This is a genomic window from uncultured Meiothermus sp. (assembly GCF_937863175.1).
Classification (GTDB): domain Bacteria; phylum Deinococcota; class Deinococci; order Deinococcales; family Thermaceae; genus Meiothermus.
Genome location: NZ_CALMCQ010000291.1, coordinates 1 through 13,920, shown reverse-complemented (window position 1 = coordinate 13,920; position 13,920 = coordinate 1). Strand labels below are relative to the sequence as shown.

The window sequence follows — 13,920 nt, the reverse complement described above, 5'->3', positions numbered from 1 at the left end:
AGCGCTAACTACACCAACGAGCGGGCCTGGTGCATGGGCTGGTTCTGCGCGGGCATGGGCTACGCCAGCGTGGTGCGGAAAGACCGCAACAACAACCCCATCAGCCAGCCCTCGAACTACAACCCCGACAACCCCGAGGACACCAGCGACTGTCCGAATGGCAACCGATGCCGCATCGGGAACGACATGCGCAATGCCGATGCGCTGGGTAATAACCAGTGGATTGAAAACTATCGCAATGTGCCCAGTGGTGGCTACTGGGGGGCCTGGGATTTTGGGGCTACCGGACTGCTGCCTCTACCTCATCTCGGCTGCGGTCCCATGTCCATTGTGCGTGTGTTTGCCTGGTATGCCACCCAGAGGAATGCTTTTGGGAGCGGGCAAAACATCAACTTTGTCAATGCTAACGAGACACCCCCTCCTTCGGCATGGCATGTGGCCCACCATATGTTTGACCCGGTGCTGTTGGGTTCTACTGGCAGTGGGAGTGTCTACCAGCCGCGCATAGGGCGCTACACCGATACCTGGTTCTTCATGGGCGGCGGCATGACCCGCGACACCAACATGATTCCCGGTGCAAACAACTGGATTCGAGATAACGCCAGCGCGGAGGGCAAAAACTGGGAGATGCGCGGTAGCCACAAGGCCTTTGTCGGTTTTGTCTACACTGCTGGCGCACTGACCATAGTTGGTGTTCCCATAGCATGGGTAGACTTCAGCCAGCACACCTGGCGGGTGCGCGATATTGCGCGTGGGAAAATTGGCCGGGACAACGAACCAGTAATTGCGATGTACCCCACTGGCGGACACGCGGGGCTTGAAGGCCATTACGCCATGTCCCAGGCCTACATCGTGCATGAGGGATGGTTCGCGGCCAACGTTATGTTGTGGATTACGAATCATCAAGATAACTGGAAGAAAGACCCTCGAGCCGGTAGCTTCGTCAACGTGACCGATATGCAAGCTCATTACAGTGGTGCATATGGCATGTACAGGAGGTGATGGGCAGTGAAAGGGATAAAGTGGTGTCTGGCCGTGCTCTCCTTGGGTCTTACGGCATGCCCTGTACTCTCTCTTCACTATGCTCCCCATATTCGCGTTGAATACAAAGCAAACGGCGTGTGCAATGGCGTGGAAGTAACCAACAACCGGAATTCCAACCAGGACACTAACTGGGGATTGGGCTATATTGCTGCCAGAGAAAATGGCCGCACTGACTCAGTGCTTCTGCCTACAGGCCAGGCAGTGCGCATTCCCGAGCCAAATCAGCTTCCTCACTCAACCTGGTACTTCATATCTGGTGGGGGTCTGTTAACGCCCGGAACCAAACTTGAAGTTGATCTTCTGTGGCGCTGCCTTCCAGACAAACAGTCAGAGCGAATTCAATTCACGCATATTCATATGTCGGCTGGCCCAAGTAAGGGCCTGACCATCACCGAAGACGCCAGCCTGCCCAGTGGGTTGCGGATCGAGGTAACCGATTTCCCGCTGGTTTCCCCTTAGTTTTAGTAAATGTAACCGATATGCAGGCGCACTACAGTGGAACATATGGCATGTACAAGGAGGTGAGCTGTGGTGAAGCCGGTAAATCGCTATCTGGTTGGGCTGGTGCTCCTGATCTTGATGCCACTCCTAACTGCTTGCACTCTCGGACCATTATCCATCTGGATTAAGTACGAGGCAAAAGGGGTATGTGAACACGTCTTACTGACCAGCAATCGGGACACCGTGGGCAGTATATCGTACATCCCGGTGAAAGAACAGCGGGATGGCAGAACTAGCCTCCCAGTAGGTGTGGCCCAGCGTATACCAGCCTTCAATCCAGCGCCCAACTCAACCTGGTATTCGCTTTTAGGCCCTCCTCCTCCCCGCTTTTCGAGCGTCCCGGTAGATCTCACCTGGCAGTGCGAACCTGGGAGAAGCCCTGTGACTTATCAGTTTGCCTACTCCCATGGTGCCTTTGACTCAAAGAGGGGCCTGACCATCACCGAAGATGCCGGCTTGCCCAGTGGGCTGCGGATCGAGGTAACGGACTTCCCCCAGTGAAACGCAGTTCCTTCACACCCCCTGGCAGCGAAAGCCTGCTGCTGGGGGGCACAGTCGTGGATGGAGGTAGGCGATGCGAATCTGGGGAGGTTTGTTGGTTGTGGCCGTATTGCTGGGGCTGGCCCTCCCGTTGGTGGGCTGTATCCGAATGGCCCCAGCCCCCACGGGTTTCAGTGTTCACTACTACCCAGTAGAGGCGCGGGTCTGCCCTGCGGGGGTACAGGTAACCCTCGAGATCGACCCCGGATTTGAAATTTCCGGTGTGGAATACGAATTACCAAACAGCCGGGAACCCGTTCGTTTTACCAGGCTTGCTCCCTACAAGATAGAGTTCCGAGCCGAAAAGCCTGCGATTAGCCCCCCAAAAGAGGAGGCCGTAGATCTAACCAGGAGAATGACGGGCTGGGCGGGCTACTATGGTGGCGGAAACATGTACGTTTCCGGCACAGCGGTAATTGAATACTTCCACGCCACCTTCCGCTGTGGGGAGCGCCCGCCGGTGGAGGTAAGGTTAACTAGGCAGCAGCATGGGCGTGTTTCAGATTACACAACTCTGATACTGCTGGAAGACCCCGGCCAGGCCAGCGGTCTTCGGGCGATCGCCCGATACTACGGAGCACAGCCCTAGAGCGGCGGTGTTACTGGGGGGGTTGCACCTGGGCTACAACCACGCCGACTGGGGGGTGCGGGTGGGCGGGTTGCCGGAGAGCAGCGGCGGGATTTACGGAGCCGATGTATATGCCCGGCGGCCCACCGATGCCAGGGGCTCGGCCTGGTATTTCGGAGTGGGAACCACCTACTGGGCCAACCGGGAGTTCTTCGACCTGTATGTGAGGGGTCTGGTGGGCTTCGAGTGGCGTCCGGTGCCGGGGTTCGGGCTGTATCTGGAGTATGGCCCTGGGGTCTCGGTAGCCCGGCAAATACCCCAGGGCAGCATGTATCTGCTTCCCCTGGCGGCCCTGATTCGCTTCGACCTGGGGATGAACCTGTATTTTTAGCGGGCCTTTACCGCTGTCCAGACCTCGTCGTAGAGACGGGTATCGCGTCCCAGATCCAGGACGAACTCGAGCTTCTTCATGGTCGCGGCATCGGGGTAGATGGCGGGGTTCCGGCGGTCGGCGGGGGTGATGAAGGGCAGTGAGGCCCGGTTGGGGGTGGCGTAGCGGTTGAAGTTGGAAAGCTGGGCGCCGATGCGGGCATCCAGGATGAAGTTGATGAACTGGTGGGCGGCCTCGGGGTTGGGCGCCCGGGCCGGAATGGCCAGATTGTCCAGGAAGAGCGCGGCTCCTTCGCGGGGCACCACAAAGCCCACATTGGGATTCTCGGCGGCAGCCCTGAGGGCATCGCCGTTGTAGACCACGGCATAGGTGGCGGTTCCGGCCACCAGGCGATTTTTGGCCCCCACGCCTCCTTCAAAGCCCAGGAAGCGGGGGTTGCGCTTGGCATTGAGCAGCACCTGGCCGGCAGCCCGCACCTCGGCTGCATTCCTGGAATTGATGGATCGGCCCTGAAAGCGCAGGGCAGCCCCCATCATCTCGCGGATGGAGTCCATCATCACAAAAGGCTGGTTGGCCCCCGGCCCCAGAATTACGCTCCAGCTGGTGGGGGTGGGTACGCGGTCTTTGCGGTACATCAGGCCCGACATCCCCCACTGGTAGGCCACGCTAAAGCGGTTGCCGGGGTCGAACGGCGGGTTGGCGAACTGGGGCTCGAGATTCCTGATGTTGGGGATTTTGCTCTTGTCGAGGGGCTGGATCAGCCGGAGCTGGATCAGGGTGGGGATGATGTAGTCACCCGGTACAATCACGTCGTACTGCGAGACCCCACCGGCCTGCAGCTTGGCCAGCATATCCTCGTTGGACTCGTAGAGGTCAATCCGCACCCGCACATTAAAGCGCTGCTCAAAGGCTTTGATGATGGCCGGATCCATGTACTCCGACCAGATAAACAGCCGCATCTCGCGTTGTTGTGCAAAGGCCAGTGGCAAAGTCAGCAGGATTAAAAGAGCCAGTAGATGTCTCATGGGTGCTACCTCCTAGGGGTTTGTTGACAGTTTAGGGACGCGCAGGGGTATTTGCAAGGGACGGGGTCAACCGGCCTCTTGCAGAAGTCGCCCATCGCCCATAGCAGAAAGCTGTGTCAGACACAACAAATCTTGTGGCTGTCATCTCCGGGTTTAGGAATTTGTCATGCGCTCGAGGCCTGGCGCCAAAGCGGTACCAACGCAAACCCAAAAGGTGCATCTCGCAACAACCACAGCCGAAATTTCCATCGAGGGTGCACGGGCGCACGGATGGTTTTGCACCTGCTCTCACCCCTTCAGGGGTGGACTTGGGGGCCATAAAGAACGACCCAATCCCTCAGCGGCGAACCAGGCGGGTCGAGGCCAGCACCAGCAGTACCGTAGCCAGAAAAATCAGGGTGGACAGGGCATGTATTTCGGGAGTTACGCCCCGCCGCACTGAGGCATAGATCAGCAGGGGCAGGGTCTGGGAGGTGGGGCCGGCGGTGAAAAAGCTGATGACAAAGTCATCGAGCGAGAGCGTGAAGGCCAGCATGGCCCCGGCCACAATGCCGGGGGCCAGCAGCGGGAGCAGAACCCGGCGCAGATAGTAGCCATAGTCGGCGTAGAGGTCGCGGGCGGCCTCGTCGAGGTCGTGCCCTAAGCTCTTGAGCCGACTTCGCACCGTGAGGGCCACAAAGGCAGTCTGGAAGGTTACGTGGCCCAGAATCATGGTGGTCATGCCCAGCTCGAAGATGCCGGAGACGGTGCGCAACGCGCCAAAGGCCACCACCAGCGCCACCGCAAAGATGATATCGGGGGTGATGATGGGCAGGTAGAGGATGTTCTCGAGTACACCCTGGCTTCGCTTGGGCCAGGGGTAGCGCTCGAGGGCCAGGGCCAGCATGGTGCCCAGCACGGTTGCAATCAGGGTGGAGACCAGGGCCAGAAACAAGGTATTGCGGGCGGTCTCCTGGATATCGGGGTTGTTGAGCAGCCGGATGTACCAGTCCCAGGTAAAGCCAGTCCACTGCGTGCCAAAGCGGGTCTGGTTGAACGACAGCACCGCTACCGCCAGCATCGGCAGGTACAAAAAGGCCAGGGTCGCGATGGCGGTCAGGCCGACCAGGGGGTTCAGGCGCATAGACTGCCTCCGGCTGCGTCCAGGATCGAGGGTCTGGGGGCGTCCAGAATACCAATTTCGGTTGTGGTTTTTACGAGATGCATTTTTGCGGTTTGCATCGGCGTGCCCCGACGGTCTGACCTCCGAGCGTACCGCCAATTTCCAGCATCAGGATATCCAGAGTCGAGGGACGGTACGGTTCTCGGCGCTCGACCGTTGACGCCCAACGTCTCTCTCATACCAGTTCCGCATCCTTGGCCCGGCGGCGGTAGACCGCCAGGCCGATCAGGGTCATGACCATCAGGCCCAGGCTGATTGCCGCGCCATAAGGCCAGTCGCGGCTGGCGAAGAACTGCTGCTGGATCAGGTTGCCCACCAGCAGGTGTCTGGCCCCGCCCAGCAGGTCGGGGACGACAAACATACCCATCGCGGGGATAAAGGTCAGAATGATGCCCACCGTCAGGCCCGGCAGGGTCTGGGGCCAGACCGCCTGGAAAAAGCTGCGGATGCGGCTGGCGTAGAGATCCTGCGAGGCCTCGACCAGGCTCCAGTCCAGCCGCTCCACCGAGGCAAACAGCGGCAGCACCACAAAAGGCAAAAAGGCCGTGACCATGCCGATATAGACGGCAAGCTGGCTGGGGTAGAGGCTGGAGTTGGGCTCGAGCAGGCCCAGGGCCAGGGCTATCTGTGCGAAGGGCAGGTCGGGGGAGAGCAGCATCTGCCAGGCATAGGTGCGGATCACCAGGTTGGTCCAGAAGGGAATGATCACCAGGGCCAGCCAGATGTAGCGGGTCTGGGGGGGGCGGGTGGCGATGAAAAAGGCCAGTGGATAGGCCAGCACCACGCAGATCAGGGTGGTGATGAGGGCCACCCAGATGCTGCGCAGCAGAACCATGATGATGTCGGGCGTCCAGCCAAAGATGCCAAACCCCAGCAGGCGGGCGTAGTTTTCCAGGTTGAAGTTCCAGACCACCTCGCCAAACTGCCCACGCTCGGCAAAGGAAAGGGCCACCAGTGCCAGCCCCGGAATGATCAGCAGGCCCAGGATCCAGACCACGGCGGGCAGCAAGAACCACAGCCCCCGGCGGTAGAGCCTGGCGGGCGTGGTGAGTTCGCCGAACCAGACCATCAGATTACTCATCCAGCACCACCAGTGCCTCCACCGGAAGCTCGGCCCAGATTTCCTGCCCGACTTGCAGGGTGGGGTGGGGCGCGGTGCGGATGCGTAAATCGCGTGAACCGCGTTGATCGCCGGGTTGCGCGGCTGCGCCGGAGCTGGGCTCGAGCCAGGCTTCTTGATACGAGCCCCGGTAGACCGCCTCCCGAACCCGAACCCGCAGGCCGTTCTGCCTGGGCTCTACCTGCGGGAGCCGCACCCGCTCGGGGCGAATCGCCACATAGCCCTCGTCCCAGCCCGGCGTTTTGCCCAGGGCAAACCGGCCAAAGCCGGTCTCTACCCCACCACTGAGGCGGCTTCCCTGGAAGAGGTTGGCTGCGCCCAGAAACTCGGCGGCAAAGCGGGTGCGGGGGCGCTCGTAGACCTCATCGGGGGTTCCGGTCTGCTCGACATGGCCCATCCGCATCAGAGCCAGGCGATCCGAGACCGCCATGGCCTCGTCCTGGTCGTGCGTGACCAGAATAAAGGTCATACCCAGTTGTTGCTGGAGACGCCGCAACTGGATCTGCACCTCGGCCCGGAGCTTGGCGTCCAGCGCACTCATGGGCTCGTCCAGAAGCAGCACCTGGGGTTCATTAACAAGGGCCCTGGCCAGCGCGACCCGTTGCCGCTGCCCCCCCGAAAGCTGGTGGGGGAAGCGCTGGGCGAACTTCTCGAGCTGCAAGATTTCCAGGCCATACCGAACCCGCCGTTCGACCTCGGTTTTGTCCATGCGGCGGCTTTTGAGGCCAAAGGCGATGTTCTCCCAGACCGAAAGATGGGGGAAAAGCGCATAACTCTGAAAAACGGTGTTGACCGGGCGCCGGTTGGCGGGCAGACCCGCGAGGTCCTGCCCTAGCAACATGATCTGGCCCTGGGAGGGAACCTCGAGGCCCGCAATAATGCGCAGCAAAGTGGTCTTGCCGCAGCCCGAAGGCCCCAGCAGGGTAAAAAACTCCCCCGCCCGGATTTCCAGGCTTACCCCATCCAGCGCGGTGAAATCGCCAAATTTCTTGACGATGTGTTGAACCGAGAGCGTGCCCCCAGTGGCCGGGGGATGGACAGCCAGAGTCATGATTGCAGCCTAGCCTATCAAACACCCCCGGAGTTTGACCAGGGTTCGGGGTTTGAGGGAACCTTATCTGATGGAATCTGATAAAATCGCGGGTGCAGGATAGGTGCAATATGCGGGTACTCCAAGCCAGGGTACGAATAGTTTTGGCCTCCCGGATCGAGTGGAGGGGGGAGGTTTTGGGTGAAAACGATATTTGGTTGTCAGGTTCGAACATTGCGGCGAAATGCGACCAAATTGGGAGTGTTATACCGCAGTTGGGGTGCAAATCTTAGTAGTCTTCCGCATAAATATGGCTACGTATACATCGTTGTCATTATCTGCTCTATCTGCTACGGTCATGTTGAGGAGGATGGTCGGCATGCCCAGGGTCAGCCCGTTTCAGATCAAGCTTTCCGCGGAGGAAAGAAAGGTTCTGGAAAGACGCACACGAAGGTATACGTTGCCGTATTTCGAGGTCTTGCGCGCCAAGATGATCCTGCTAGCCGCGGACGGGCAGTCCAATAATGAGATCGCCGCTTACCTGGGTATCGGACGCGATGTGGTCAGTCTCTGGCGTAAGCGGTTCTTCCAGGAGCGACTGCCGGGGTTGGAAGAGCGACCCCGGCCGGGCCGCCCCCCGGTTTTCCCCCCCAGAGGTGGTCGTGCAGGTCAAAGCCATCGCCTGTGAGTTACCCTTCAAACTCGGCTTGCCGCTATCGCGCTTGAGCGCCGCGGATATCGCGCGAGAGGTGCAGCGCTCAGGCATCGTGGCGACCTTGAGCGGCAAAACGGTATGGCGGTGGCTGAACGACGACGCTATTCGTCCCTGGCAACATCGCACCTGGATTTTTCCGCGCGACCCGCAGTTTACCCTGAAAGCCGGGCGCATCCTGGACCTCTACGCGAGGCACTGGGAAGGGCAGGCGCTCGAGCCTGCGCAGCGCGGCGGCAGAGACCGGCCCGGCGAAAACTAGCTGCAACCTGGGCCCGTGCTGACGCTGCTTGAGCTGCTCGATCTGATCGAAGGCCAGCAGGCGGCCCGTGCGCAGCAGCGCGATCTGATCGGCGACCCGCTCAACCTCGCTCAGTTGGTGGCTGGCCAGCAGCACCGCCTTGCCTTCCCTGCGCAGCTCGCGCAGGTGCTCCAGCACCTCCCGGACGCTGGCGGGATCCAGATTGGCGGTGGGCTCGTCGAGCAGAACCAGGTCCGGGTTGCGCAGGAGCAGGCGGGCGAGTGAGAGCTTTTTGCGCATGCCCAGCGAGTACTTCATGAACGGCAGGTCTCGGGCCTCCTGAAGCCCAAAACGCGCCAGTAGCCGGTCGATCCGGGTGCGCGCCTCCGCGCCGAAGAGGTTGTCCATACCGGCAAAAAACAGCAGGTTCTGAAAACCGCTGAGCCGGTAGTAGAAGCTGCGCTCGGCGTGGATCAGCAGGCCGAGCCTGGAGCGGGCCTCTTCCGGGGCGGCCAGCACGTCAACCTCGCCAACCCTGACCTTTCCGGCAGCCGGTTTGACCAGGCCGCAGATCGCCTTCATCAGGGTGGTCTTGCCCGAGCCGTTGGGGCCCAGAAGCGCGACGATCTCCCCAGGGTTGACCTGGAAGGAAACCTCATCCAGAGCAGGGCGCTCCAGGCGTGGATAGCGGACGGTGACGGCTTCGATGCTCAGCACAAAGTCTCCTCTCCTAGCTGACCAGCAACACTTCGTCCCAGTCGGCATCAGCCGGGTCGGTAAGGGAAAGCAGGGTCAGTGCGACGCCGGCAGCGCCGGAGAGCAGGCCAGGGCTGTCGGTCGGCGCTTCGCCTCGCTCGAGGTTGCGGTAACCGAAGGGCGCGTTCTCATCAAAAGACTCGATCAGGCGGCTTACCCGGCTTGCTAAGGCTTGCTCGAGCCTGGGTTCGGGCTCGCTCCGATCTGACAGAAAGCGGGCAAGCAGCTGCACCAGCCCGGCCTCACCGTGACAGAAAGTGGGAGAGATTACCTGCCTGAACTCCTCGGGCCGGGTCAGCGCCGAGATCATCAGCGAGTCGGCCAGCCTGAACCATTCCGCCTCGCCGAAAGCGCGCGCCGCTAGCTGGACTGCCCGTGCCACGCCGGGATTGCCATAGCACCAGGCGGCGCGTGAGAGGCTCGCCTGGGGAGCCAGATCGGTGGCAAGGAAGCGGTGATATGGCACATCTGGGCCCCAGGGGGTCACGCGCATAGCGCTTTGCAGCTCCGTTACCAGGGCCTGGGCCGCATCGTGCAGACCATCCACGCCAACTCTGGCTTCATGCGCCAGAGCCAGCAGCGCCAGGGGGCCCGGAATACCATGCGCCAGGCCGAGTGTCAGGTAGCCGTAGAGCTTCTCGGGCAGGTCTTCGAGCTCAAAAGCGCGCGCCTTGCCAGGAGGGGTCCAGAAGCCTTCCGGCGGCGGTTTTCTGCTCCAGCGCACCAGGGTTGTCAGCAGTTCGCGCAACACCGCTGCTGCCTCGGGGTTGTCCTCTGCAGCGCGCAGTAAGTACCTGCCGATACCAGCAAAGCCGTAGACTGCGTCATACGACTCCGGAAAGACGCCGCCATCTGCCGGGGTGTGCTCGAGTACGGTCCGGGTCGGCGCGATAGTGGCCAGAACCTGACCCGCGCTGACAACTTCCCCGACCTTTGCCGCGAGCAAATGGAGGACATCACCGGTTACAGGGCTTTTGACGTGCACCTTGGTTTTGCCACGAGCAACGTCTAGTGCTTTTCGAGCCGATGCCACAGATCTACTGGACCAAATTACGCAGAGCACTTCCCTGCATCTCAACCATGTTGACGGTCCGATCAAAGCGGGAGTGGAACTCTTCCTCGCCATGTAAAACCACCAACAGGGTCTTGCCAGCGGTTTGCTTTAGGATCAGCTCCATAACTTTTCCCTTACTCTGATCGTCCAGGTTGGCCAGAGGCTCATCGAGGATATAAAGATCTGCTTCCTGGGACAAGAGCGCCCCGATGGCAGCCTTCTGTTTCTGGCCGGAGGAAAGCGTCTCCCCATCCTGGTCCACAACCTCCGCCAGCCCCAGAGCCTCTCGGAGAGCCGGGTCAGGTATGAGTTCTTTTACCGGTAAGGGGGGTAGCTCTACGGGGGCGGTCAGCGAGGCTACCCGCTCCGGCAAGGCCACCTCACCCTGGTCGGGGGCCATATAGCCAGAGAGGATGTGCAGCAGGGAGGTTTTTCCTGATCCATTTGGGCCTTGCAGCAGCAGGCGCTCACCCGGCCGAACCTCGAACCGGGAAATGTCCAGCACCGCCTTGCCGTCATAAGACAGGCGAGCATTCTGCACGCGGGCAACTGGAGAGGGACGGGCGTAGGGGGTAGGTGTAAGGGAAGCCAGCGCCTCGATCCGCTCCAGGATCTCGGCGTAGCGGTGGAACTCCGGGACTGTATTGAGGATGCTGAAGATATTTCCCACCGCGCGCCAGAAAGCATTTACGAAGGCCAGAAAGCCGCCGAAGGTCAGCTCGCGTATCAGCACAAAGTAGCCACCCACAATCAGCGACAGGGTGTTAGCGAGGTTCATGAACAGGTCATTCCAGGTCTGCTGTAGCGTGAGGAGCTGGTGGTTCTTGTAGGTGCTGTCCAGATAGGCGCCGAGGGCCTGGCGGTTAGTGGCGAGAGTCGGCGGCTGCAGTGGAACCAGGGCCCGCAAGATGCGAAAGGCCGAGAGGGTCTGGGTAAGCACCTGAACAAAACGCGCCTCGCGCTCGCGTTCCTCCGAGGTGGCCTTGCGGACCCGTTTGCCGATATGTTGGGCGACCCAGACCAGCGGCGGAGCGATCAGCAGGAGAACCAGGGCAGCCTGCCAGGACAGGTAGAATAAAACCCCAATAAAGACCAGTGCGGCCAGCGCCTGCTGTACAACACTCAGCACCAAGTTAAGCGCAGGGGCAAAGCCCTCGAGGGTATCCCGGTGGATGCGGCTTACAAAGGACCCCGGTCCTTCCCGTTGAAACGCCTTCCAGTCCTGGAGCAGGCTCTGCTGTAATAGCTGCCCCTCGAGGTCGAGGATGACCCGGTTGCCGAGGGCTTTGCGCCACAGCGATGTCAGGTAGAACAAGCCCACCAGGACCAGGCCTAGGGCCAGGTAGCCCAGGCTCAAAAACAGGAAACGCTGGAAGTCCTGGGCTATTACCCCCGCGTCGAAGATCCACTTCAGCATCAGCGGGTGTAGCAGGGCTTCGGTGGCGCTGGCCAGACTGCTAAGGGCCAGCAATAGCAGGAACTCTGGTTTTCGCTTGCCCAACAGGTTCCAGAAGATTCTCATAGGTATCCACCTCGTCCAGCATGAAGTCGGCCCGGTCCAGACTCAACAACCGGTGCAGCCCCCGCAGCACGCCCGCGCAGCCGGTTCCAAAATCGCACGAGATCCGCAGTAAACCCTCGCCCGGCACTGCGATGCCATTGGGGATCTTATCGGGAGCGACAAAGCGGCTAGCCTCCTTAGGACGGAAAAGATGCAGCTGGCCTAGGCCGTCGAGGGGGCGCCGCAGCTTGCGGAGGTAGCCGGGATCTCCGGTGAAAAGGTAGGCGTCGAGAAGGGCGTCGATAACCCCGCTGGCGCCGAATAGGTATCCGGGCAGCACGAAGTACTTGCGGTAGAGGTCAGCTAGCACCGGGCGCGCCTGCTCGAACCAGCCGTAGCGCAGTAGTACCTTGGCGATCCCCGCGCCGCCGACCTCGAGGTAGGGCTCGAGAGTTCCCTCGTGTCGGAAGCTCACCACCCCGGGTTCCACGGTAACTGCATGGGCCAAGTCCGCGCGCAGTGCGGCCTGGCCCAGCCGCGATGGCGCGTCATCTTGCAGGAGCTGGTGCATCCGCAGGAGAAAGAGGGCCACCCCCGACTGTCCGAAGCCAAGTCCTGAGAAAGGCGTCGTACCAGTGAAGTCGTTGGTCCAGAAGGCCGTCTCGTTGGCGAGCTGCGCGGTCTCCTTTAGCCTTTGGTAGAGCCTGGTGGCGCTGTCGAAATAGCTGCCGTCCCCCGTGACCAGGTAGAACTTCAGGTTGGCCAACCCCACCCCGCTCGTGCCGTAGTAGAAGGTATAGTCGGCCTCGAGGCGGGGATGGTGATTGGCCCGCTCGAGCAACCGCACCCCGGCCTCCACCTCCCCGAGCTCCAACAGGACCAAGGCCAGCCCCGCCAGCCCGGTGAGTAGCCCCGGGGGGTAGTCGGTGGCATCGGCCTTCTCCGCTCGCTGCACAAACCACTGCCTCCAGCTGTTTGAAAGCGGGTGCCCGGCTTTTTGCAGCGCGTAGAGCACCCCGCCAGCGCCGAAGCCCAGGCTCAGCGGGTTAGTGAGGGTAGCGAAGGGGTCGGTAGGGAAGAGGGTGGCCCTGGAGGGGTCGGCGGCCTCCTCGATGAAGAGCGTCATCTCCCCGACCCAGCCGCGCAGCTCCTGCCTGGTCTGTGCGCCGAAGCCCAGGTTTTCTGCCGCGCCCCGGCGGACGCGCCCGTTACCACCGCGACCCCGACCAGCCGCTGGCTTGCGCCCTTCGCTATTACGGGCCTGTAACGGTGCTCGAATCTCCTGCACCAGCCCTGCCTCCTCGCGCTCGAGGTAGGCGAGAACCTCCTTTAGGCTGACTCGGCCCTTTATGATCGCTTCCAGGAAAGTGTGAAGCTCCTCTGGCCAGCCCATGTCGTGAATCAGTTCCCGGTAGACCGTGTTAAACAGGTCGCTGCGCAGGACGGAGTAGGCGCTGATGGGGTAGATGTAGTAGCACATGATGCTTGCCAGGCTGAATAGATCATCACTGTCGTCATAAACCCGCTCGGAGGCCCGATCCATCCGGCGAAACCCGGGCGTATACAGTAAGGTGGGCTGGCCGAGCCAGCCGTGCAGCCCCCCTTCGGATGACTCCCGTAGCGACGCCTCGAAGTCGATTAGCACGACGCGGTAAGAATTCCGCTTGATTAGCAAATTATTGGCCGACAGGTCGCCGAGGAGAACGCCCTGCTGGTGCACTTTTTGCATCGCTTGGGCTAGGCTTCGGAAGAGCCGGAAGAAGGATCGGAGGTAGCTTGCCGAGTCCCGGCGGTTGGGATGTAGCCGCAGTAAAGGGTGAGATCTCTTGAACAGCGCCGTGCGGATGTCGACCCCCTCAATGTACTCTTCAACAAGGTAGTGGTGCTCCCACTCCTGGAATAGCTCGACCGGTTTTGGCGCAACACCGGTGTCCTTAAGGAGCTCGAGAATATCCCATTCTTTGCGCAGTAGATCCACCGCGTCATAGCCGCCTGCGGCGCTGAAGTTGGTGAAAGGGCGGGCCTCCTTGACAACTACGGTTTTCCCTGATCTCCGGTCTTTGGCCTTGTAAACGCCGCCGGTGTTCGAGAAACTGAGAGCTTCCTGAACCTCGTACTTTTCGGCTAGCAGGGAGCCATTCTGGTTATCATCCCTGGGCATGGCCCAGTCTTCAAACGGCCACTGCGCCCAGTCTGGGGGACTAAAGTATGGGTCACGCCGGTCAGGGATAAGCTCTTGGGAAGGTGCGATGATGCTTGGGATGTGGCGCCCCAT

The 13,920-nt window shown here is 60.9% G+C and carries 12 protein-coding genes and 1 pseudogene; 5 read left to right on the top strand and 8 right to left on the bottom strand.

Annotated features, from left to right (window positions below; translation table 11 throughout):
• The 4 genes and pseudogenes from Q0288_RS11050 to Q0288_RS11035 all read left to right on the top strand — a co-directional run.
• Positions 1-1,002 (top strand): annotated as a pseudogene (locus tag Q0288_RS11050) (hypothetical protein); the annotation flags it as partial.
• Between the two features lie 6 nt (positions 1,003-1,008).
• Positions 1,009-1,503, top strand: a complete 495-nt coding sequence (locus Q0288_RS11045) for a hypothetical protein (protein WP_299430362.1) — start codon at positions 1,009-1,011, stop codon at positions 1,501-1,503.
• A gap of 616 nt (positions 1,504-2,119) precedes the next feature.
• Positions 2,120-2,674: a hypothetical protein gene (locus Q0288_RS11040; RefSeq protein ID WP_299430360.1), complete on the top strand. Its 555-nt coding sequence runs from the start codon at positions 2,120-2,122 to the stop codon at positions 2,672-2,674.
• 7 nt (positions 2,675-2,681) lie between these two features.
• Positions 2,682-3,044: a hypothetical protein gene (locus Q0288_RS11035; protein WP_299430358.1), complete on the top strand. Its 363-nt coding sequence runs from the start codon at positions 2,682-2,684 to the stop codon at positions 3,042-3,044.
• Here the strand turns inward: Q0288_RS11035 and Q0288_RS11030 are convergent.
• From Q0288_RS11030 to Q0288_RS11015, 4 genes are all read right to left on the bottom strand, one after another.
• On the bottom strand, positions 3,041-4,069 hold the full coding sequence (locus tag Q0288_RS11030; RefSeq protein ID WP_299430356.1) for a spermidine/putrescine ABC transporter substrate-binding protein: 1,029 nt from the start codon (positions 4,067-4,069) through the stop codon (positions 3,041-3,043). The genes Q0288_RS11035 and Q0288_RS11030 overlap by 4 nt on opposite strands.
• Positions 4,070-4,406: 337 nt before the next feature.
• On the bottom strand, positions 4,407-5,192 hold the full coding sequence (locus Q0288_RS11025) for an ABC transporter permease (protein WP_299430354.1): 786 nt from the start codon (positions 5,190-5,192) through the stop codon (positions 4,407-4,409).
• 214 nt (positions 5,193-5,406) lie between these two features.
• A complete protein-coding gene (locus Q0288_RS11020) occupies positions 5,407-6,312 on the bottom strand; it encodes an ABC transporter permease (RefSeq protein WP_299430352.1) in 906 nt (301 codons plus the stop codon).
• The gene (locus Q0288_RS11015) at positions 6,305-7,402 is read right to left on the bottom strand and encodes an ABC transporter ATP-binding protein (protein ID WP_299430350.1); all 1,098 of its coding nucleotides are present in this window, start codon (positions 7,400-7,402) and stop codon (positions 6,305-6,307) included. Before Q0288_RS11015 ends, Q0288_RS11020 begins: the two co-directional genes overlap by 8 nt.
• 223 nt (positions 7,403-7,625) lie before the next feature.
• Between Q0288_RS11015 and Q0288_RS11010 the strand changes: the two genes are divergently transcribed.
• A complete protein-coding gene (locus Q0288_RS11010; RefSeq protein WP_366914753.1) occupies positions 7,626-8,069 on the top strand; it encodes a helix-turn-helix domain-containing protein in 444 nt (147 codons plus the stop codon).
• 70 nt (positions 8,070-8,139) lie between these two features.
• On the opposite strand, the gene Q0288_RS11005 is transcribed toward Q0288_RS11010, so the two are convergent.
• The 4 genes from Q0288_RS11005 to Q0288_RS10990 all read right to left on the bottom strand — a co-directional run.
• Positions 8,140-9,051, bottom strand: coding sequence for an ABC transporter ATP-binding protein (locus Q0288_RS11005; protein ID WP_299430346.1), 912 nt, complete (start codon positions 9,049-9,051; stop codon positions 8,140-8,142).
• Between the two features lie 13 nt (positions 9,052-9,064).
• On the bottom strand, positions 9,065-10,216 hold the full coding sequence (locus tag Q0288_RS11000; RefSeq protein WP_299430343.1) for a lanthionine synthetase LanC family protein: 1,152 nt from the start codon (positions 10,214-10,216) through the stop codon (positions 9,065-9,067).
• Positions 10,128-11,666 (bottom strand): ABC transporter ATP-binding protein, encoded by a 1,539-nt coding sequence (locus Q0288_RS10995; RefSeq protein ID WP_299430342.1) that lies wholly within the window; start codon positions 11,664-11,666, stop codon positions 10,128-10,130. The genes Q0288_RS11000 and Q0288_RS10995 overlap by 89 nt, the downstream gene beginning before the upstream one ends.
• Positions 11,602-13,920, bottom strand: a 2,319-nt coding sequence (locus Q0288_RS10990) for an RIO1 family regulatory kinase/ATPase (protein ID WP_299430340.1), incomplete at its 5' end; no start/stop codon positions are given. The genes Q0288_RS10990 and Q0288_RS10995, both read right to left, overlap by 65 nt.